The sequence below is a fragment of the Sulfitobacter sp. CW3 genome (assembly GCF_019392245.1).
Classification (GTDB): domain Bacteria; phylum Pseudomonadota; class Alphaproteobacteria; order Rhodobacterales; family Rhodobacteraceae; genus Sulfitobacter.
This window is the reverse complement of record NZ_JAHXRL010000001.1, coordinates 1-22047: the sequence shown is the minus strand read 5'-3', so window position 1 is coordinate 22047 and position 22047 is coordinate 1. Positions and strand designations below refer to the sequence as shown.

The following is a 22047-nucleotide window of genomic DNA, read 5'->3' as shown; positions in this document are numbered from 1 at the left end:
TGACCAGGGCGGCGGGCGTGACCGTCGATCCGGTCACGCGGCACCTCTCATTCCGGCGACTTCGGTCGAAAGCCGTTTCGCGGCTGACCCCGGCGCGGCCCCCCAAACAGCGATCCACCGATAGAATATGGGCGTCAGAAACAGCGTGAACACTGTCGCAAAGCCCAAGCCGCCCACGATCACCCACCCCACGGCGATGCGCGCCTCGGCCCCGGCACCCGACGTAAGGATCAGGGGCAAGCCGCCAAAGACCGTCGAGACCATCGTCATCATTACGGGCCGGATGCGCAGACGCAAAGCGTTGCGGATGGCGCTATCGATGTCCTCGCCTTCTTCGCGCAGCTGGTTCGCGAACTCGACAATCAGGATACCGTTTTTGGCCATTACCCCGATCAGCATCACCAGCCCGATCTGGCTATAATAGTTAAGCGACCCGCCTGTAATCGAAATCGCCAACACCGCAGCGGCAAGCCCGAAAGGTACGGTCAGCATGATCACAACCGCACTGACGAAGCTTTCAAACTGCGCCGACAGCACCAACAGGACGACGATCAAGGCAACAGCAAAGACGGCGTACATACCAGCCGCAGAGTCGTCCAGCGTTGCGGCTTCTCCGGTAAAGATGATGCCCATACCATCGGGCAGAACCTCTTCCGCAATCACCAAAAGCTGATCCATTGCCGTGGACAGATCGACCCCCTCGCCCAAATTCGCTTGTAGGGAAACGGCCAATGCACCGCCAAGACGCGCGATCTGTGCATCGCTGACAACCGTTTTCAAAGACGCAACAGCCGAGAGTGGGACGTAGGCACCACTATCGAGCCGAATGGACATCGACGCGATGTCGGATGGGTCGTCGATAGGCGGCCCGCCCGGAACGACATTCACATCTATCTCCACGTCATCGGAAAATACACTAACGGCGACGTCGCCCTGCACCAAAGCCCCCACAAGGCTTGTGACATCCGAGCTGTCCAAGCCCATGATGCTGGCAGCACTGGTGTCTACGGTTACTTCGAGTTGGGCATTCACGCTGTCGTTTGACAGTTGCGGGTTCACGAACGCGTCGTTCTGGGACATCGCCGCGATAAGGCGCTCGACCTCTTCGGTCATTTTTGCAAGATTGATGCCCGTCACGGCAAAGCCCAACCCGCTACCTGCCCCGCGAATATTCAGGCTGTTGGTGGATCGCGCACTGACCTGCACACCGGGAACCGATGACAGCTGGCCGTTGATTTGTGCGATCAGCTCTTGCTGGGTGAAATCGCGCTCGGCCCAGTCGGGCAAGCGCACAACGATAAAGGCGCTGGTGCCACCGCCGACACCGATAATGCTTTGCACCGCTGCGATCTGTCCGTTCTCCACATAGGGTGCGAGGATATCCTCGATCAACAAGACTTGCGTATCTAGGTATTCAACCGTGGTGTCCGACGCGCCCCGCGCTTGCACAAGAAAGAAACCGCGGTCTTCGTCCGGCGTTACCGTCGACGGCAGCGTCATTGCCGCGCCCACAGCGATCAAGGCAAAGCCGACGGCGACTGCCAGAACGATGATTGGGGTGCGAATGCCGAAATCCATCACCCTGTCAAAGCCCCGCGCAAGCGCGCTCGGCTGGCTGGTTTCGGTTTCGATCTGTGATTTCCCCGGGTCCAGCAATGCCGCCAGCACCGGCGCAAGCGTAAGGGCCGTGATCGACGACAACGTGACTGCAAATGCCAACACAAACCCGAATTCCGAAAACACGCCGCCCGCTTGACCGGGCAGGAACGAAATCGGGATGAACACAGCGGCAAGTGTCGCAGTCGTCGAAATAACGGCAAAGAAAACTTCGTTTGTCCCAGCGGCCGCAGCGGCAAATGCCCCCATCCCAGACTTGCGTTTACGCACGATGTTTTCGATCACAACAATTGCGTCATCCACCACCATCCCGGTCGCCAGGACCAACGCCAGCAGGCTGATGGTATTGACCGAAAATCCGGTCAGCCAAATCGCGGCAAGCGTACCGATCAGCGCCACGGGAATCGTAATCGCGGGAATTAGCGTCGCCCGTGGAGAGCGCAGAAACAGGAAAATCACGGCGACCACAATCGCCGTGGCCATCAGAATGGATTTCACGACCTCGTTGATAGACCCTTCGATAAAGATGCCGTCGTTTGACGTGATCAGCAGTTGCACCCCCTCCGGCAGCTGGCTGCGCAGTTCCTCGACCGCGACGGTCACATCACGGGAAATCTCGAGCGTGTTACCGACGGATTGCCGCGTAATATCAAGACTGACGGCGGTTTCGCCATTCACTCGCGTGTACACGCTCGCATCCTCGGGGATCAGTTGAACGAATGCAATATCAGCCACTTGCGTGGTGTCGTTGACAGGCAGCTGGTTGATGGCCTCGACCGTAACTTCGTCATTTCCCACCCGCAAAGCGAGGGTTTGGGATTCAGCCGAAAGCGAGCCCAGGGCAGTGTCATCGCGCAGTTGCTTTAGCGCGGTTGAGACATCAAATATGGTCAACCCACGGCTTAGCAAGGACGGCATGTTCAACGCCACGCGGAATTCATTCGCGCGGTTGCCGCGCACCGTGACTTCGGCGATGCCATCAATCAGCGACAGTCTTTCATAAACCACGCCTTCGGCAAGCTTGGTAAGCGCGTCAAAGCTGGCGTTGCCCAACAGTGCAAGGCGGATAATCGCGTCCGCGTTGCTGTCGCTTTTGGTGACGGTCGGCGTGTCTATGTCGTCGGGAAGCGATCGCACCGTGCTGGAAATGATTTCACGCGCCTCGTTGGCGGCGACGTCCACATCAGTGCCGTCGGACAGATCAACCGTGATCCTGCTTGATCCGGTGCTGGACGTCGATTCAATGTTGGACATGCCCTCAAGGGCGCTCAATGCATCCTCAAGAACCTGTGTGATCTCAGTATCCACCGTGCTTGAGACAGCGCCTTCGTAGGTTGTCCGTACCGACAGGACGGGCTGATCCACATCGGGCATTTCGCGGATATCAACGCTGCTTAGCGCCGCAAGACCCGCGATAATGATCAGCAGGTTCAGAACAATTCCGAAAATCGGCCGCGCGACGAATATGTCTGCAAAGCCCGCTTTATGCGCTCTCTTTTCGAAGCTCATCCTGTTTGACCTTCTTTGGATTGCGCGGTTCCTACTTTTGAGCCTTCGCGCAGCTTGGCCGCCCCTTCGGTTACGATTTGCGACCCGTCGGGGGCGTCCGTTTCAACCCAGACCTGATTACCGTCCCGATACCTGATGGTGACAGAAACACGACTGACCTGCCCGTTGTCCTCGATCCAAATGCCCGCGCCGCTGCGGTCCCATGTGATCGCGGTGGCGGGCACCACGGGCAAAGGATCGGTTTCTTCGGTCATGCGGGTCGTAAATGTCATGCCGGACAACAGCAAACCCTCGGAATTGTCGATCTCGGCTTCGACGGTCGCGCTGCGGGTCACGCTATCAAGGCGGCTGTCAAAGGCGGTGACGCTACCCTCGAAGATGCGCCCGACATAGGTCGGCGTTGATACGAAAACCGGCTTGCCTTCGGCCAGCAACCCGATGGATCGTTCCGGCACCTCGAATGTCGCCAACAGGGTGGTGGAATCGTCAATCGTCACGATTGCATCGCCGCTGGAAAGACGGTCACCGACATGAATATCACTTAGGCCAAGGCGTCCCGAAATCGGTGCCAAGATCTTCCGGTCTTCCAATGCAACCTCGGCCAAGCCTACATTGGCCTCGGCCAGCCTAAGCGCGACTTCAGCCTCTGACAGGGCAACGTCGGTGACAACAGCATTGCCGTTGTTGCGAAGCCCGCGATACCGCGACACAGTGGCCTGCGCCTGATCACGGTTCGCCTGTGCAATTTCAAGATCCAGACGTTCGGTCCGATCATCAAGGCGCAAGATCACATCGCCCTTTTCGACCAGTTTATTCGCATGCGGTGCGGCTTGGACGACCTCGCCCGCTTCGGTCGCAATCACATTGGCGCGGCGCAAAGAAACGGCACTGCCCACGGTGCGCAGAACCAGCGTGTATGCCCGTTTCTCCAACGGAGCCAGAACGACGGTGGTTGACCTGCTTTGCCCACGTGGCCCCATGCTTGCCCCCTGCGGCGCGGCGGCACTCTCGACCTGCGCATTCCCCCACAACTGTGCGATCTGGTCTGGCACGCCGAACGCGACGCCGTAAGCACCCGCGAGGACGCCCAACGAAAGGATGGTAACAGTCAACTTATTCAAAGGTTTCTTAGCTCCTGTAGCCTCAGTGTCCTTGGGGACGTATTTGCGAATAATCTTTGGTCCGGCCCGATGTGCCACGCCATGTGCAACCGCTTTTCATCCCGTAAGATGAGGCGGTGCCACGCAATGTCCACAGCGATATGTCAACGCACTGACAGCCCGAGGGGCCCACGTTCCATCGGTCCAAGTTCCAATGAAACGCCCGGCCCAAGAGACCAAACCGGTCTGGACTGTCTGCTAGTTTGTTAATGAGAGATTACTTCCTGTTGTATGTGTCATTGCTGATACGGGGACCGGTGGGTTTTCCGTCGCCTTCGTTGCAATATTTTTGAAATGGACGCGAAATGGACGGCGGTCCCATTATGGGTCGCTGGCGATTTCGCCCAAGACCGGAGGAGTGGTAAAAACGGCCTCTGCCTGCGGGAACTCAAGCCACTTCACGTAGCCGCCCCCTGATACCCGCCACCGCGCGCATTATCACTCACCGTCACGTTGTCGTCAGTCCCGACCGTTTGCAGCAACATCTTTGTTTCAGGCTAAACGTTGAAGGGCGTTGACGCCCTTTCGCGCGACGTCTCAGCCTTTGACCAGCCCTTGCGCGCGCCAATCGTCAAAGATGGCAAGCGCCTTTGTCGCAAAAACCGCGTCGTTGATGTGGGCATCAACAGTATGCCTTTCCACATTTGCAGGTAATGTGTCGCGAAGTTCAGCCATAAAGGCATCAAGACCGTCCTGATCGTGGAGGTCTGCGCCTTCGCGATCCCATTCACCACATCCATGTTCTGGAAATATAAACGCCACCGGCCCGTTGGCCGCCGCGAGTTGCCGGGAATGCGCACGTGCAACCGCGCGCCGTTCGTCGTTGTTAAGGACAACCGATGTGATCAGTCGGTTATGTGCATGGGTCGGGTGATCTGCCCATTTGTCTGGAACGCCCTGCCAGCCAACAATATCGACCAAATCGTAACAACCGCCGGACACAATCTGCGGGGTCCCATTCTGTCCTGCATTGGTCAACCGGTCCTCGCCCGCCGAAATATTCGAGCCGTGAATGTGGTTGCCAAGCTCTTGGGTGCAAAAGTCGAACACACAGGCAAACGCGCCTTGCGATGCGAGACTTTCAAAGGCGCGGCCACCCATACCTGTCGCATGAAAAACAGCGACCTCGTATCCGCGTTCTTCAAGGGCTGGTTTTAAGAAAACCATGTACCGAAGTGCCGTTTTGCCCAGAGACGTCATGCCGATCATCGGTTTGGCCGGGTCCGGTTTTTCAACCGCATTGGCCGCGCCCAAAACAGCTCCGGCCGCTTGGCTTAGCGATGCTTTGCAAATTCCGTTCAATCCGTACAGCCCGCCGGCCCAAAGGATCATTTGCACATCCGCCGCAAGGCGTTCGGGCGGAATGAGGGGCGAGAATGAAACCGTCGACACGATGTATTTCGGGACCCCCAGCGGCAACGCGGCCGTCACATCCAGCGCCAGATCGGTTCCCATCGATCCACCCAAGACCAACATCCCGTCAAAGCGCGCCTCGGCACAAAGTCGCGCGGTCAAAAGCGCCGCACCCTCGGCCATGATCTGCATCGCCCGGTTTTCGTTTTTCGTCGCGATGGCTGCAGCAATACTACTGCCGCCCTCTTCGGCGACCACATGTTTCGAATAATTGGCAGGCGTCGTCGGGTCGCCCAGCACCGACACGTCCATCGTGACAACTTGACCGCCTTGCTTGCGAATTACATCCGCCAAGTAGCCCAGTTCATCGTCTTTTGTGTCGTAGGTTCCGATAATGAGGATCGTTTTACCAGACATAAGGCGTACTCCTTAAAGCTTGATCCAGGCGGTCTTGAGGTTGGTGTATTTCTCAATCGCATGAAGCGATTTGTCATGTCCGTTACCTGATTGACCGACCCCGCCAAGCGGAACAGTCACGTCCGGACCACCATAAGTATTGACGTGAACAACCCCTGTCCGGATCGCCTTTATCATGCGGTGCGCACGGCTAAGGTTGCTGGTCCAGACGCCGCCAGCCAAACCATACACCGTCGCATTGGCAAGCTGCACGGCCTCTGCTTCACCTTCAAACGAGGTCACGCCCAATACCGGTCCAAAGACTTCCTTTTGGGTGAGTGTCGCATCCCGAGTGACCCCTGTCACAATCGTCGGAGCCATATAGTAACCGCCCGTGTCCTGCAGAATACGTCCACCGCCTGTCACGACGTTACCGCCTTCGGACTTGGCCGTTTCAACAAAACCTAGGTTCGCTGCCAGCTGGGTTTCGGAATTCACCGCCCCTATCGTTGTGTTCATGTCCAGCGGATCCCCAACACGCATGGCTTCTGCGGCTTTCACAACGGCAGCAACAAAATCATCGTGGATCGGTGCCTCGACCAGCAAACGCGACCCTGCGACACAAACCTGCCCTGCATTGCGGAAAATACCGGCGGCAGCCACGGTCGCCGCTTCGTCCAAATTCGGAGCATCCGCAAAGATGATGTTGGGAGATTTGCCGCCCAATTCGAGGTAAACGCGCTTCATATTCGACCGCGCCGCGTATTCCATCAGCCGTCGCCCCGTGCCGCCCGAGCCCGTGAAGACCAGAACATCGACGTCCATGGACAGGCCCATCGCCTCGCCGACAACCGCGCCTTCGCCGGTCACCGCGTTCAGCACACCCGAAGGTAGCCCCGCTTCAAGCGCCAGTTCAGCCATCCGCATCAATGACAACGAGGCTGTTTCTGCCGGTTTCAAGACGACCGAATTGCCCATGGCCAACGCCGGACCAAGCTTCCAAGCGCCAATCATGAGGGGGAAGTTCCAAGGGATGATTGCGCCCACGACGCCAACGGGTTCTTTGTGGATCAGCCCCAGAATATCGGAGGTCGTCGGCGCAATCTCTCCGTAGATTTTATCCAGCGCTTCCGCGTAATAGCGAATGGTAGCCGCCGCAGACCCCGGTTCAGCCTTGATCGCCATGCTGATTTCGGTGCCATTGTCGCGCACGCCCAGAACCGCCAGCTCAAGCGCGTTTGCGTCGATCAGATCTGCCCATTTCAAAAGCACCTTCTTGCGCGCAGCAGGCGGCTGGCCGGACCAACGCCCATCCTCAAAACTTGCCCGCGCTGATGCAATTGCGGCTTCCATATCGGCTGCGGTCCCGCGTGCAATCTGTGTCAGAACACTGCCATCAATCGGAGACAGCACATCCAGTGTCGCCCCGTCTGACGCAGCCACGGATTTGCCATCGATAAGATGCCCGCGTGGTGCGACCGGCATGCGACGCAGCGCGTTGATTTGATCCTGATTCATTATGCTTTACCGTGATTGTGTGTCGTGAAGATCGTGATCCTCATCCGGCTGATAAGCGCGGTATTCTTTGACCAACGTGCGAATATGCAGGCCAATCACAAGAAGGATCAGAACAAAGATAATGAAGGCGATCGGACGGTCGATCATATCCATTGGTGATTTGAGGCGCGGCAAGGCTGACCGCAGCTTGGTTTCCATAATACCGCCAAGAACCATGCCAAGGATGATCGGAACAATCGGCAGGTTCAATCGTTTCAGGACCAGCCCAAAGACACCGAATACCGCCGAAATAATCACGTCGGTCAGTGAATTGCGCAGTGAATAGACCCCGACGAATGACAAGATCAGGATCATTACGCCCAAGAAACGGGTGGGAATGCGAATGATCTTGGTCAGCAAGTTCGTAGAGAACAGCAGAAAAATCATCACGATCACATTCAACGCAATCAGTGAGAAATACAGGCCGTAAACGAGATCGATGTTGTTCTGGAACAACTGCGGGCCGGGAATGACGTTATGCACATAGAAGACTGACAGCATCATGGCCGTTAACGCTTCTCCCGGAATGCCCAATGCCAAAAGCGGTATCATCGCGGCGGCGGGCACAGCGTTGTTTGCCGCTTCGGATGCGATCAACCCTTCGGGCGAACCCTTGCCGAACATTTCAGGCTCTTTCGAGGTTTTCTGAGCATAGGTATAGCTCATGAACTGGGCGGTGAATTCACCGGTTCCAGGGATCATGCCAAGGATGACACCAAAGCTCGACGCGACGGTCGCGACGCGCTTGTGCTTCATCAGTTCTTTGAAACCTACGCCCAGCTTGCCGGTTACGGGCTTTGCGTCCGGGCTGCTATCCGGTGCCGTCAGCAGGAAAAATGCCTGACTTAGTGCAAATAATCCCAGCACAACAACGATCAGGTTAATCCCCGAAGACAAGAACGACTGACTAAAGGTATAGCGCTGCGTGTAGGTCACAGCATCAAGCCCGATGGTTTGCAGGAATACCCCAAACATCGCCAGCATACCCGCTGCCATGATCTGCCCTCGGTGCGCCAAGACGACAAGTATGATGCCCAAAAGCGCCGCCAAGAATATTTCGCGGCTGCCGAACATCGGTGCCACGATGGCAAGTACGGGCGACAGCAAAATCAAGCACACAATGCCGAAAATGCCCCCAAAAAAGGACGCGCTATAGGACAAGGATACGGCGCGGTGGGCCTCGCCGTTTTTCGTCATCGGGTATCCGTCGTAAGACGTCAGCGCATTTACCGCTGTGCCGGGTGTATTGATAAGAACAGCAGGTATCGCCCCCCCGTACATCGACGATCCGTAAATCCCCAAGAGCATCGTAAGGCCAACAATCGGGTCCAAACCAAATGTCGCGGGCAGCAAGATCGCAATTGCAACTGCGGGGCCAACGCCCGGAATTGCGCCAATGATCACGCCGCCAATCGACCCGATCAACAAGGCAACAATGACATCCCACCGCGCCAGCATTTCGGCACCTGCTAAAATATTCTCCATTGTGTGGTCCTACTAAAAATATGTCAGCATGAATTGGCGCAGGCCATCGGGCAGTTGCTCGTAAATAAGGCCCGACGGTAAGTTCACTTTCAGCAAGGTCTTGAACAGTAAAACGGTGAACAGAGCGCTGCCAGCAGCGGCAAGCAACATCTTGGCGCTGCGATATCCGGCCCGCAGCGCAAGCAGGACGGCAAACAGAATTGTGGTGGGCAAATACCCCGCATAGGGCACAGCACAGGCGTACGCCATGAACCAACCCGCATATTCAAGCGATGAGACCCAAAGCCAAACCTCGCGCCAGCGACCTTCGATGCGCTGTGAGAAAGCGGACCCCAGAAGATGCAGGACTGCAAAGCCAGCCATGAGGCACAGCGAGACCGCGGGCCAAAAGCGTGACTGCGCAAACAGCTTGGCCCCTGCCTTATAGGCCGTCTGATCGTAGATTTGGCTCAACAGAAAAACCGAGCAAATCAGACAGAACCACGCGAACACAATATCACCTGGTCTGCGGTACCTTTTAAACAGAGACTTGAGTGTCTTTGAGTTGGTCAATGTCGTGCTCCGCTTTGGTGTTCGAGCCAAAGACCGGGCAGCAGCGCTGCCCGGTCCATTTTCCAGTGGATAGCCCTACTCGGAGAGAAGCGTATCGATGGTGCCAAGCGTCTGAATGTCTTGTTCGATTTGGGCATTCACAGCATCAGCATCTTGCCAGTAAACAAGCGCACCTGTTTCAGCGGCAAGGGTCTGGGCGCGCTCGGACATGACCGTTCTTTCGGCGACCGCGATAATTTTGTCGCGCACGTCCTGTGGCGTATCTTTGTGAACGAAAAGACCGTTCCACAACGCGACATCAAGGTTCGGTGCAAGTTCAGTGACTGTTGGCGTGTCCGGAGTTAGGGAAATACGCTCGGACCCGATGGAGGCTAGTACTTTGACGTCGTCCAGACATGGCAGGATCAGCTGCAAAGTCGTGTTGATGACGTCAACATCGCCGGACGCAAGCGTATTGCAATCAAGCGCGTCAAAGGCCGCATCAGATGCGTATGCGAAACCCAGTTCTTTTGCCAAACCAAGCGTCACTTGTGTCGGTACAAGCGGCGCACCGAAGTGGCCCAGAACGACGTCATTGCTTTGCGCGTATTCGGCAAGACCCGCCATATCATCATAAGGCGCATCACCACCCGCTGCGATCACAAATGGGTACGTCAGAAAGTTCCCAAGTGGCACAAACGGGTTCGGGTTCAGCTCTGGAATGCCGAGTTGAGGACCAACGACCGGAATAGCGATAATGAAGGACCCGACAGTATATCCATCGGCTGGCGCGTTAGCGACTTCGATTGCACCGGGGAACGGGCCCCCGCCGCCGCCTGGTTTGTTAACCACCGCAGCAGCGACCCCATAGGTTTTGGTAAAATCCTCGGCGATCATGCGCGTCAGCACGTCTTCCAGATCACCCGGAGGCCAAGGCACAACAAACTCAACCGGCTTTTCTGGATATTCAGCCTGAGCGCTTCCCGCAACCGCGACAAAGGCAAGCGCGACCGCCGTCGCCGTCTTTGTAAATTTCAGCATTTCCATTCTCCCTGCTTATCGGTTCATATTGTGAACCATTGGTTTAAAAAAAGGTTGCCTTGTGAAAATGAGTCTGTCAAACTTTTTTCTGAAATCAGATGAATTGGTGGTTCGAAAAATGTCATCAGCGCTAAAAACCCTTCAACTACTGTCGCACTTTTCGGCAACCAGTCCGGAAATTGGGCTGTCGGCGCTATGCAGGCTTGCTAAACGGGACAAGGCGACGACCCACCGTCACCTGCAAGCGCTTGAAGAGGTGGGTTTTGTCGAACAGAACCCCCTCACCCGCCAGTACCGCCTTGGGCCTGCCCTTTTGCAGCTTGCCCAAACACGTGAAATGACGGTCCCGCGCAAAGAAATCGCGCTTCCAATCCTGAAAAGGCTGGCCGATCAAACGGGCGAAACGACGCACGCGTCGATATTGTCAGGAACGACTGTCTTTGCGCTCGCATCGTGCGAATCTACGCAGCATAGCACCCGTGTTGTTATCGACCTGGACAGGTTTCCACTTCATGCGACGGCGTCGGGGCTGTCGACACTGGCCTTCGGCCCGGATGAACTGATGGCCGTTGCGGCGAAAAACCTGGAAGCATTCACCGACCATACAATCAACTCGGTAGAGTCCCTTGAGGAGATGGTTCAGTCGGTAAGGGAAACCGGTTTCGGGCGCACAATCCGGAGCTTTGAGCACGAAGTATCCAGCCTCGCCGCGCCGGTCTTTGACGAAACCGGAAATTTAGCTGGCGCGGTCTCGGTGGCCTGTGTCGCGACGCGGTTCTCGCCGGATCTTGAACGCAATTGCCAAGAACACCTGATCACCGCCAGCCGCGACCTAACGCGCGGATGGGGTGGCACCACGCCCCAACGCATCGAGGCCATATGGGCCGCGACACTCTCAAAATCACATGAACTGGAAACGAAATCATGAAAGATTCAAACTTCCTGAAAGAGAACAACGGACGTCACATGTGGCACCCGATGACATCACCGAAAGACAGTCATGACAATCCGCCCAAAATCATCACAGGTGCAGCCGGTGTCAGCGTAACGGATATCGACGGGCATTCTGTCGTGGATGCTGTGGGCGGGCTTTGGAACGTAAACCTGGGCTACTCTTGCCAACCGGTAAAAGATGCCATTGCAAATCAATTGGACGCTCTGCCCTACTATTCAACCTTTCGCGGCACCACCAACGATGCGGCGATTGAACTGTCTTACGAGCTGGCGAACTTCTTTGAGCCGGATGGGCTAAGCCGTTCATTCTTTACTTCTGGCGGATCGGATTCTGTTGAAACCGCCCTGCGTTTGGCGCGCCAGTATCACAAGCTCCGTGGAGAAGCCGGCCGCACCAAATTCTTGAGCCTGAAAAAGGGCTACCATGGCACGCATATCGGCGGTGCTTCTGTGAACGGGAACTCCAATTTCCGGACAGCGTATGAACCGCTATTGCCGGGCTGTTACCACATTCCTGCACCTTATACCTACCGGAACCCGTTTAATGAAACGGACCCGGAACGGTTGGCACACCTGTGTGTTCAGGCCCTTGAAGACGAAATTGCATTTCAAGGTGCAGGTACAATCGCGGCTATGATCATGGAGCCGATTTTGGGCGCTGGCGGCGTTATCCCGCCGCACAAATCCTTTGCGCCAATGGTACAAGAGATTTGCAACAAAAACGGCATACTCCTGATCACGGACGAAGTGATCACGGCTTATGGTCGTACAGGTGCATGGTCGGGTGCGCGTCTGTGGGGCATCAAGCCGGATATGATGGCCACCGCGAAAGCGATTTCGAACGGGTACTTCCCGTTCGGTGCTGTGATGCTGGGGGATCGTATGGTTGAGGTGTTCGAAAACAATCCATCAGCCAAGATTGCGCATGGATATACCTATTCCGGTCATCCGGTCGGGGCTGCGGCGGCACTGGCGTGTCTGGCAGAAACCAAACGCCTGAATGTGGTGGAAAACGCAGCTGCACGTGGCACGCAGCTTTTCGAGGGGTGCAAATCTCTCATGGAGAAATACGACATCATTGGTGATGTACGCGGCGGCCATGGCCTTATGACTGCTATCGAAATGGTCAGTGACCGGGCCACAAAAAAGCCGATTGACGCAGACACAACGGCGATCGTTTTCGAAGGCACATATGCAGCGGGTGCGATGGTTCGGGTATCAGGTCCAAACCTCATTTTGTCACCACCGCTTGTCTTGACCGAGCAGGACACAAACACGATCTTGACCGCGCTCGACGCCGGTTTTGCGCAAGTCTAAAGGAAAAACAATGTCAGACAACTATGTGGTCTTGCTAGGAACGAAAGGCGGCCCTGCCATCCGCCCCGGATCTTCGATGCCGACATCGAACCTTTATGTTCTGAGCGGCGAACAGATCGTTGTGGATTGCGGGCTGGGCGTCACCAAAGGGCTGGTGGATCAAGGCATGGAATTAAAGAACCTGTCCCTGATTTTCATCACGCATTTGCATTCCGATCATTATCTCGAACTCGGAGCGCTGATACATACTGCTTGGACAGCGGGGCTGAAAACACCGGTCGACGTTTACGGGCCGCCCGGCATTGATGCCTATTGGCGCGCCTTCCTGACCTCAATGAAAGCAGACATTGAGCTGCGGATCGAAGACGAAGGCCGCCCCGATTTGAGCGCGCTTGTGACGTTCCACGAGTTCGATGAAGGCGTCGTTCTAAAGCGCGATCAACTGACCGTTTCGGCCATTCGTAGCAAGCACCCGCCTTTGGTCGATTGTTTTGCGCTCTCGTTTAAAACCGACGATGTCCACGTCGTTTGCTCGGGCGACACCGCGCCATTTGCAGGCCTGGAAGATTTCGCGAAGAATGCCGATCTCTTGGTGCATGAGGCAATGCTCGAAAGCGCGCTGCCCGCATTGATGGCTCGGGTCGGAAACGGCAGCGAAAAATTGATGGAACACTGGCTGCAATCACATTCGTTTGCCCATGATGCTGCAAAAACGGCGACCCGTGCGGGCGTCAAACGCCTTGCGCTGTCGCACCTCATCCCATCGGATGATCCGAATTATGGCGAGAGCGACTGGAAAAACGCCGTGGAAGGGCATTGGGATGGCCCGCTGATCATTGGCACGGATGGGCTGAAGATCGCCCTATGAGTTGACCCCCCTACGAAATACGTTTAATCCCAACAAACTTGGCCTATTTCTTAGTCTTTAGTCACCATAAGAAACAGCCGCCCAAGAAGGGAACGGCTGTCTCTTAACATCACCGTCTGCATCTTTCTCCGCGCAGGAAATCTTTACAATCGCAGCTTACATCCGCTTTCAGCGGGCCCTCGGTGGTTTGTGCTGCGAATGACAGATGCGGGCCCAAATTGACCAATGCTGCCCTGCACTCATCTGTAAACGACCTGCGAAAAGTGGCCTTAGGGGTCGCCCTGCCATTTCCCATCGAAGATCATCTCTTCTAACGGCGTACGCCGGTTCCAACCTTTGACCTCAAGTTCGGGACGTTCATAAAGCTGCTCGACGTAGCCAAGACACAGGTAACCGACGATCTCGATCCGGTCTGGGATCGCGAGAATATCCCTGAGATCAGCGTCATGGAAAATGCTCACCCAACCCATACCGATCCCTTCTGCGCGGGCGGCAAGCCAGAGATTCTGTATTGCGCAGACGGTGCTGTAAAGATCCATGCTTGAGTTGTGGGTGCGGCCCAGCACGACCTCACCGCCGCGCGTACGGTCGCAGGTCACGCAGATGTTCACCGGTGCCTTCCGGATTCCTTCCAGCTTCAGTGACCGATACGTGGACTGACGTTCACCGCTAAACATGGCGGCGGCTTCTTCATTCGCGGCACTGAAGGCCTGCCAGATCCGTTCGCGGTCTTCCGGGGCGCGGATGACGATGAAATTCCAAGGCTGCATGAAGCCCACCGACGGCGCATGGTGCGCCGCATCAAGCAATCTGAGCAACACCTCGTCCGGCACCGGATCGGGCAGGAACTGATCGCGCACATCGCGGCGGGTATAGATGGCTTTGTAAACGGCTTTGCGTTCGGATTCAGAAAACGGCGCGGCCTGCGCCAGCGCGGATGTGTTTGTCATTGTTTGGTCCCCAACAATACGAGCAAGCGCCCGCCCCACCGTCCTCGTGGAACAGACTGTAATGTCTGGCCGGTCTTCTGACTGAGGTTCTTCTGATCCTAGCGCCTTCCCGGATTGCTCCAGTGGCATTCGCAAAGATCATCACCTTTACAGCGTTGGGCACGTGCTGGACTTTCACCAGCTTCCCGATTCTCCCGCGAGAGCAGGCACCAGACGGCTCCAATGGCACATGGAAAACGTTCGAGAACAAGGCTGAATTTATTCTCAACGGCGGGACCCGTTAAGGCGGCCCCCGATCCGCGCGCGAATACGGCGACACTCTGCCCCTGCTGAACACCGGAAAGAAACTTAGTCACAATCTATCAGGAGCAGTCATGCGTTGGGTCTCGCCGTATTCGCGCCCATCTTCTCCCAAACGAAAGGTTACTGGTTCGATGCCAATCAGGGACACCAAGATATCACCCTTCGACCTGCTTGCACTGGGCCGTATTGACCTGCGAACGATACGAAAACCACTTAAATGGCGCGCAAGAGCAAGCCGAGAGCGACGAGTGCGACGCATCCGCCAGCGGTAATCTCTACCAATGCGGACAGCGCAATCGCGCGGGGGGAGTTTGCTACGCCTGCCAGAACGCCATTTCGCAATGCGCCAGCGCCCATCCCAACGGCGACTGTAATAACTGCTGTGCCAAATGCCATCGCGAATGCACCGCAAATACCAAGTGCCGCAATCCCCATTTGCCACGTGATGATCAGAACGAACAATGCGCCCGTACATGGCCGCACTGCGATCGACCCGATCAGCAAAAGCGTTTCGCGCCAGGTCGTCGCGTTCTTGATCTCTGCAATCGTGGGGCCGTGCGCGTGACCGCAGGACGCGCATACCGTGTCATCGGTCCGATTTGACACCGCCCTGAAATGACGCAGGCCGCGCCAGACCAGCCAAAGCCCCACCAATGCAATCGCACCATAGCTGACGGGTGCCATAATTGCCTCGGTCATACCCACCATGGTTTCACGGCCCCATCCCAGCAGGGTTAATCCACCATAGACCAATGCCACCGCCGTCACGGCCTGCCCAAGCGACGATGCCAGAGCAATCATCGCCAGCCGCACCATGGATACACCTTGCGCCATGCCATAACCGCCGATCAGCACCTTGCCGTGACCCGGCCCCGCCGCGTGGACAACCCCGTAAGCAAAGCACGCTGCCAGCAAAGTCGCGATGGCACCCGCCTGCCCGCTGCGCACCGCCCGCAAGGCGCTGGCAATTGTGTTCTGGAATTCCCTTTGCTGCCCCGCCGCCCAATACGCGATTTGATCGAAGCCCCCCGTTACCCACAGCGCGGCAAGGCCGAGCACGATAGAGACTGCAATAACCGTTACGACGCGGCGCATGTGACAGTCACCTTGGTCGCCATCTGGGCCCCGATTTCGGGCAGCCCCGCGTCTTGCGGGTCCATCTGCGGGTCAAGCGTGGCCAGCTCTTGCTGCAACGCCATCAAGCCCGAACTCACTTCGGGCGCTTGCAGGCGGACCTCACAACCGCCAGCCCCGACCACGGTCACAGGGCGGGTTACCTCGTAGGCGGTATAATATGTGGGATCATAGGCCATGATTGCGGCAATTTCGCCCGCAGGAACAGGGGTATCAAGCGCACGCAGGTGAGTGGTGGTGATACGCCCGTCAGCAAAGCTGGCTGTGATCTCTTGGGGTTGCGAAAGTGAAACGCTGGTATTCGCGTTTTCTATGACAAGGTCGCCATTGAACCCGTCGATCCAGTTCATGTCAAAGCCGGTCAACTGGGTGATTTCGGCTTTGGTCAGAATGCCGTCTCCGTCTTGATCCAACGACATGTCTTCGGTGATTAACAGCGAATAAAGATCATCGTATTCCCAGATGACGCGTACATGGGTCAGTTGGCCCTTGTCGTCGACAACCAGTTCGAACCCCGTATCAATAAACACATGCGGATGTGCGGCGACCGACGTGGCGGCGACGCTGATTAGGATTGATGACAGAAGGGTTTTCATGGCCATTCATTAGCGTTCGACGCATGGCATCGCAATTGCCCTAGCGCATGATCGGCAGCACTTGGCCGGTTGTGCAACCAAGCCATCCCCGTGCAACACCCTATTAATTTTACTATTCCTGCATGAAGGTTTATGACCAACGCGCGGTCTGGCGAGTGACTTCCACCAACTTTAATGAAGGCTTCCCAATGGCCACCAAAAATATGCTGCACCCCCGTAATCAGCACCGGGATGGTTACGACTTTGTACGTTTGGTGGCAGACTCACCTGAACTTGAGGCGTTTACGATCAGCAACCCTGCTGGCCAGACCACGATTGATTTTCAAGACGTGGGGGCGGTCCGTATGCTTAATCGGGCGCTGCTAAAGACACACTACGGTATCGATTTTTGGGACATCCCTGCCAATTATCTATGCCCGCCAATTCCCGGTCGCGTCGATTACATCCATTATCTGGCGGACTTGCTTGCCTGCAGCAACGACCAAGAAATTCCGCGTGGGCCTAACATCAAAGCGTTGGACATCGGCACCGGTGCGAGCTTGGTGTATCCGCTCACTGGCCAAAGTGAATACGGCTGGCACTTTACTGGTACCGACATCGATCCCGCCGCTATCAAATCGGCCCAGCAGATTTGCCAGTTCAACAAGCTGGACATCACCCTCAGACAACAAAACATACGCGAGAATATCTTTCGAGGCGCGATCGAACCCCACGATGCGTTTCACGTCACCCTGTGCAACCCGCCTTTCCATGCCTCTGTCGAAAAAGCGACTAAAGGCACCCAGCGCAAGTGGAGCAACCTTGGCAAGGGGCAGTCCAAAAAGCTTAATTTTGGCGGTCAGAACGCTGAACTTTGGTGTCCGGGTGGCGAGATAAAGTTTATCGCCCGCATGGTCGAACAGAGCACAGAGTTCGCGGACCAATGCCTGTGGTTCAGCTCTTTGGTATCGAAAAAAGACAACCTAAATCCGCTCCATAGAATTTTACGAAAAGCTAAAGTTGCGGATTATAAAGTAGTCGAAATGGCACAAGGGCAGAAAACAAGTCGTTTTATTGCTTGGACTTACATCAAAAAAAGCCAGCGTTCTTTGTTTCTGAAGGGCGCTAACAAACACAACGGATAGCAAACGGTTGGACGCAGAAGCTGCGATTTCCCATGCAGAATATATAACTGCATGTGCCGCCAACTAGGATCGTCCGAAATCGAAGGTTTGTGGAACAGACCGCGAAAACCGGACATGGATATATGTGTCGAGACGGCCTATTCCGGCCATCTGGCAGATATAGCGATGCGATTAAACTGCATCCCCATAGCCGTCATTCAGACTGAATATCAGCGGCATAGATTGAGGCCACTGCCAACGGTGACCTGACGGTCCCGGACAACTTGCGCACAGGCGCATCACTCTTGTTCTGCCTTAGCAGCACAACTTTTCTATTGGTTCTGAAAAGGGTTTGGCGTCAGAATGAGCTAGATTATCACGTGAGGCGAGAAAACCTATGCTCCAGACACTCGGACTTCTCTTGGGCTGCCAGTTGCTGGGCGAAATAACTGTGCGGGGTTTTGGCCTCGCAATACCCGGCCCGGTTCTGGGTCTGTCCCTGCTGGTGCTGATGCTCGGCGTGATACCCACACTCGCCGACCGGCTTAGGCCGACCACCACGGTCATCTTGGCGAACCTGTCGTTCCTGTTCGTGCCTGCGGGTGTCGGTGTGATTGGCAACTTCGAGGTTTTGTCGGAAGACGGCATTACACTGCTGGCTATCCTGACAATTTCGACCGTGCTGTCCATGTTGGCGGCTGTTGGAACGTTTATTGGCGTTCGGCACGCAACCGAACGCTGGGCCTCATGACAGACGTCGCAACCCTCTGGAGCTATCTCGCGACCACACCGCTGATTTGGCTCACCACAACGATCCTCGCCTATCTGGTTGCAGATGGGATGGCGCGGCATTTGGGCAATCCGCCCTGGGCCAATCCTGTACTGGTTTCGGTCCTTCTGATTGCGCCGGTGCTCTGGCTCACACGGACGACCTACGCCACCTATTTCGAGGGGGCCCAATTCATTCACTTCCTGCTCGGCCCCGCGACGGTGGCCTTGGCGTTACCGCTTTGGGATCATCGGGACACAATCCGGACCTCGGTCGCTCCGATCGCGCTCGCCTTGCTTGCAGGCTCGATCGTCGCGGCAGGCTCGGCCATTCTGCTGGCGCGCGCCTTTGGTCTGCCGATGGAAGTCCTGCTCTCTTTGGCCCCCAAATCCACGACCGCGCCGGTGGCTCTTGGCATCTCTGAAGCAATTGGAGGTATTCCGGCGCTGACAGCTGTTCTGGTGATTTTGACGGGGATCATCGGGGCAGTGACGGTAACGCCTTTGATGAATGTGCTGCGGATCACCGACTGGCGCGCGCGCGGCTTTGCCGTCGGTGTCGCTGCGCATGGCATTGGGACGGCCCGCGCGTTTCAGGTAAACCCTGTGGCCGGGGCCTATGCCGGCATCGCCATGGCACTAAACGCTCTTCTGACAAGCCTGATCGTACCGCTGCTGGTCCGCTGGCTGGTTTGAAAGCGCTACAGTGCAGTACTCGGGAGGAGTGCGGCTTCGCGTCAGGTGCTTGGCAAACGGCTGATACTTGAAGAGCCGCTTTTATTAGGTACGCTTCCGGCCCTTAGCAGGCCCTTCCGACTACTTTAAATTCCTGCGGTGCGACCCGTCGAAGCAGACATTGGTGTTGCCCGCATTGTCGATTAAGACATCCAGCCCGTTTTTCGAGCGGCGCGCGTTTTCCAAGGGCAACTCCGATACGATAGTGTAACGACCACGCCCCACAAAGCCGCTTTGCTAGAACAACTGCGCCCGAAATCCCGCGCCTTGATGGCCGCGATAGACCAAGTGAACGACCGCTTCGGAAAGAAGACGATGGATCTGGCCAGCGAAGGGGTAAAGCAATCGTGGCAACACCGCGCAGACCATCGCAGCCCACGGAATAATACGCGCGTGGAGTGTCGTACGGTGAAGGTGTGGCGGTAGTTCTGAACCGCCCCTTGTCTGCCGGAGATACAGAAACAAGGATACGGCGTGATGCACGCACGGCTCGGCCGGTGAAACAGCACCACAGCATCGCATCAGCCAGCAAAGGTTGGCTGCGGGCGCTGTTCGTTATGCCGCAGACATTGGCGCATGCGCGCTTTACGCGTACTTCGCCAATGAAAAGCCGGTCCCATGGGACCACCACGAACATCTTGTCAGGTCGAGAGAAATACGTTGCGCCTGCCACATCGCGCAGCACGTAAGTACAGGTAAATGAACAATACATTTACAGCGGGGGGAAAGTGTGCTTTTTGTCGCCTCGCTTGAAGACCTGTGGCGATCAGACCGACGTCACTAAAATGCTCCTGCCATTATTTCTGGTATCGGAGTCCGGGCAACACGGTCGAAATCTGCGGCACCCCTGACTGGGGGTCGTATTTCGAATGCTGTAAAGAACTTGGACAAAATGAATATGAAACATCTCAATGCCTGTCTTGGGTATTTTGCCCTTATCTGCGCTACCCTGCTTGCCCTCACATCATCCGCAGCGGCCTTTGATGCACCAACGCGTCTCACCGATCGTTTAACCCTGAATACCAAATGCGAGTTGTTGGCCTTCGTCGACAATACCGGTGGGGGTTTGGCGTCTGTACGCGTTAGCCCTTTGAATAGTGGTTCTGCGCAACTCCAAGCGGCAGGGGGGGCCAGTTATTTTAATGGAGGTATATCCACCGTTTTTCCGCCAGTATCTGCTGCGAATCTAGAAACCCACTGCAGTCTTGCTGATGTCACCAACCTTGTTCAGCAAGGTGCCGCAGGGGGCTATTCCGCCCAGAGCCTCATGCAACTTTCATTTCAAGCGACCCAGCTCCCCGGCGGCGATGCCACCGACGGCAACCGCTACGCTTACCTCGCCGAAATCACGGGGGACGGGGGGGCAACGGCAACGACCGTTGCGGTTAACCAAACCCTTGTCAATACGGCACCAACGGTAACGCTCGGCAGCCCCAGCGGGCCAGACGCCAGCGGAAAATACACCGTGATCGCCACCTTGTCAGAAAACAGCACGGATTTCACCGTCGGTGATCTGACCCTGACGAACGCCACCGCGACGCTCAGCGGATCGGGCAGCAGTTACACCATTGTGCTGACCCAGACCGCGGTTGGGTCGGTCAAACTGTCAGTCCCAAAGGGGGCCTTTACTGACAGTGAAGGGCTTGAAATTTGGGTCCCCTCAAATGAAGTGGAATTTGACGGTGACACCACCGCGCCGACGGTCAGCATCGGGGCCTTCACGGGGGCTGTGAATAGCAACAAAACGGCAGTGATCACCCTGTCCGAGGCCAGCAGCAATTTCGCCGTTGGCGATCTGACGTTAACCAACGCCACCGCGACCCTGACGGGTTCCGGTACCAGCTATACCGCCGTGCTAACGCCGTCGTCGGATGGCGAGGTCAAGCTGTCCGTGGGTGCTGGTACCTTTACCGATGCGGTGGGCAACGGCAACACGGTCTCGAACGAGGTGACGACCACCTATGACACCACCGCGCCAACGGTCAGCATCGCGGCGTTTACGGGTGCGGCGAACGGCAACAAGACCGCAGTGATCACCCTGTCCGAGGTCAGCAGCAATTTCGCCGTTGGCGATCTGACGTTAACCAATGCGACGGCGACGCTCAGCGGGTCCGGTGCCAGTTACACTGCCGTGCTGACCCCGTCGTCGGATGGTGAGGTCAAGCTGTCGGTCGCTGCGAACACCTTTACCGATGCAGCGGGCTATGACAATTCGGCCTCAAACGAGGTGAGCAGCACCTATGACAGTACGGCCCCGACGGTAACGATCGCGGCCTTTACCGGTTCTGCGAATGGCAATCAGACGGCGGTCATCACCCTGTCCGAGGCGAGTACCGATTTCGTCGTTGGCGATCTGACGTTAACCAATGCGACCGCCACCCTCAGCGGTTCCGGCACCAGCTACACCGCCGTACTGACGCCGTCATCGGATGGCGAGGTCAAGCTGTCGGTCGCCGCAGGCACCTTCACGGATGGGGCGGGCAATGCCAATGCTGTCTCGAACGAGGTGACCATCGGCTATGACAGCACCGCGCCGACGGTCAGCATCGGGGCGTTCACCGGTGCTGCAAACGGTACCAAAACGGCGGTGATCACCCTGTCCGAGGCCAGCACCGATTTCGCTGTTGGCGATCTGACGTTAACCAATGCGACGGCAACCCTGACGGGGTC

General features: G+C 56.5%; 18 protein-coding genes and 1 riboswitch. Of the genes, 8 read left to right on the top strand and 10 right to left on the bottom strand.

Features of this window, described 5'->3' with window-relative positions; translation table 11 throughout:
- Nucleotides 1-33 precede the first annotated feature (33 nt).
- From KZZ06_RS00090 to KZZ06_RS00060, 7 genes are all read right to left on the bottom strand, one after another.
- Nucleotides 34-3126, bottom strand: a complete 3093-nt coding sequence (locus KZZ06_RS00090; RefSeq protein ID WP_219578004.1) for an efflux RND transporter permease subunit — start codon at nucleotides 3124-3126, stop codon at nucleotides 34-36.
- Nucleotides 3123-4247 carry an efflux RND transporter periplasmic adaptor subunit gene (locus tag KZZ06_RS00085; RefSeq protein WP_219578003.1) on the bottom strand — a complete coding sequence of 375 codons (1125 nt, stop codon included), beginning with the start codon at nucleotides 4245-4247 and terminating at the stop codon, nucleotides 3123-3125. Before KZZ06_RS00085 ends, KZZ06_RS00090 begins: the two co-directional genes overlap by 4 nt.
- A 576-nt stretch (nucleotides 4248-4823) precedes the next feature.
- The gene (locus KZZ06_RS00080) at nucleotides 4824-6056 is read right to left on the bottom strand and encodes a Tm-1-like ATP-binding domain-containing protein (protein ID WP_219578002.1); all 1233 of its coding nucleotides are present in this window, start codon (nucleotides 6054-6056) and stop codon (nucleotides 4824-4826) included.
- A gap of 12 nt (nucleotides 6057-6068) precedes the next feature.
- Entirely contained in the window at nucleotides 6069-7553 is a 1485-nt protein-coding gene (locus tag KZZ06_RS00075; protein ID WP_219578001.1) for an aldehyde dehydrogenase, read from the bottom strand.
- A 6-nt stretch (nucleotides 7554-7559) separates the two neighbouring features.
- Nucleotides 7560-9077 carry a tripartite tricarboxylate transporter permease gene (locus tag KZZ06_RS00070; RefSeq protein ID WP_219578000.1) on the bottom strand — a complete coding sequence of 506 codons (1518 nt, stop codon included), beginning with the start codon at nucleotides 9075-9077 and terminating at the stop codon, nucleotides 7560-7562.
- A gap of 12 nt (nucleotides 9078-9089) precedes the next feature.
- Nucleotides 9090-9569, bottom strand: coding sequence for a tripartite tricarboxylate transporter TctB family protein (locus tag KZZ06_RS00065; RefSeq protein WP_308339981.1), 480 nt, complete (start codon nucleotides 9567-9569; stop codon nucleotides 9090-9092).
- Between the two features lie 135 nt (nucleotides 9570-9704).
- Nucleotides 9705-10649: a tripartite tricarboxylate transporter substrate-binding protein gene (locus KZZ06_RS00060; protein ID WP_219577998.1), complete on the bottom strand. Its 945-nt coding sequence runs from the start codon at nucleotides 10647-10649 to the stop codon at nucleotides 9705-9707.
- A gap of 118 nt (nucleotides 10650-10767) precedes the next feature.
- On the opposite strand from KZZ06_RS00060, the gene KZZ06_RS00055 reads away from it, so the two are divergent.
- From KZZ06_RS00055 to KZZ06_RS00045, 3 genes are read left to right on the top strand one after another with little or no spacing between them, the layout of a single operon-like run.
- Nucleotides 10768-11577 (top strand): IclR family transcriptional regulator, encoded by an 810-nt coding sequence (locus tag KZZ06_RS00055; RefSeq protein ID WP_219577997.1) that lies wholly within the window; start codon nucleotides 10768-10770, stop codon nucleotides 11575-11577.
- Complete coding sequence (locus KZZ06_RS00050) at nucleotides 11574-12920, top strand: aspartate aminotransferase family protein (RefSeq protein WP_219577996.1); 1347 nt, start codon at nucleotides 11574-11576, stop codon at nucleotides 12918-12920. The genes KZZ06_RS00055 and KZZ06_RS00050 overlap by 4 nt, the downstream gene beginning before the upstream one ends.
- Nucleotides 12921-12930: 10 nt before the next feature.
- A complete protein-coding gene (locus tag KZZ06_RS00045; protein WP_219577995.1) occupies nucleotides 12931-13788 on the top strand; it encodes an MBL fold metallo-hydrolase in 858 nt (285 codons plus the stop codon).
- Nucleotides 13789-14057: 269 nt separating this feature from the next.
- On the opposite strand, the gene bluB is transcribed toward KZZ06_RS00045, so the two are convergent.
- The 3 genes from bluB to KZZ06_RS00030 all read right to left on the bottom strand — a co-directional run bounded on the left by bluB (nucleotide 14058) and on the right by KZZ06_RS00030 (nucleotide 16771).
- Complete coding sequence (gene bluB, locus KZZ06_RS00040; RefSeq protein WP_219577994.1) at nucleotides 14058-14738, bottom strand: 5,6-dimethylbenzimidazole synthase; 681 nt, start codon at nucleotides 14736-14738, stop codon at nucleotides 14058-14060.
- Between the two features lie 49 nt (nucleotides 14739-14787).
- A riboswitch (cobalamin riboswitch) is annotated at nucleotides 14788-14967 on the bottom strand.
- Nucleotides 14968-15254: 287 nt separating this feature from the next.
- A complete protein-coding gene (locus KZZ06_RS00035; RefSeq protein ID WP_219577993.1) occupies nucleotides 15255-16136 on the bottom strand; it encodes a nickel/cobalt transporter in 882 nt (293 codons plus the stop codon).
- Nucleotides 16121-16771: a DUF1007 family protein gene (locus KZZ06_RS00030; RefSeq protein ID WP_219577992.1), complete on the bottom strand. Its 651-nt coding sequence runs from the start codon at nucleotides 16769-16771 to the stop codon at nucleotides 16121-16123. The genes KZZ06_RS00035 and KZZ06_RS00030 overlap by 16 nt, the downstream gene beginning before the upstream one ends.
- 188 nt (nucleotides 16772-16959) lie before the next feature.
- On the opposite strand from KZZ06_RS00030, the gene rlmF reads away from it, so the two are divergent.
- The 5 genes from rlmF to KZZ06_RS00005 all read left to right on the top strand — a co-directional run.
- Entirely contained in the window at nucleotides 16960-17895 is a 936-nt protein-coding gene (gene rlmF, locus KZZ06_RS00025; protein ID WP_219577991.1) for a 23S rRNA (adenine(1618)-N(6))-methyltransferase RlmF, read from the top strand.
- Nucleotides 17896-18271: 376 nt separating this feature from the next.
- Nucleotides 18272-18625, top strand: a complete 354-nt coding sequence (locus KZZ06_RS00020) for a CidA/LrgA family protein (protein WP_219577990.1) — start codon at nucleotides 18272-18274, stop codon at nucleotides 18623-18625.
- Nucleotides 18622-19338 carry an LrgB family protein gene (locus KZZ06_RS00015; protein ID WP_219577989.1) on the top strand — a complete coding sequence of 239 codons (717 nt, stop codon included), beginning with the start codon at nucleotides 18622-18624 and terminating at the stop codon, nucleotides 19336-19338. Before KZZ06_RS00020 ends, KZZ06_RS00015 begins: the two co-directional genes overlap by 4 nt.
- Before the next feature lie 309 nt (nucleotides 19339-19647).
- Entirely contained in the window at nucleotides 19648-19803 is a 156-nt protein-coding gene (locus KZZ06_RS00010; protein WP_219578608.1) for a DUF4113 domain-containing protein, read from the top strand.
- A gap of 841 nt (nucleotides 19804-20644) precedes the next feature.
- On the top strand, nucleotides 20645-22047 hold a 1403-nt coding region (locus KZZ06_RS00005; protein ID WP_257884135.1), incomplete at its 3' end, for an Ig-like domain-containing protein.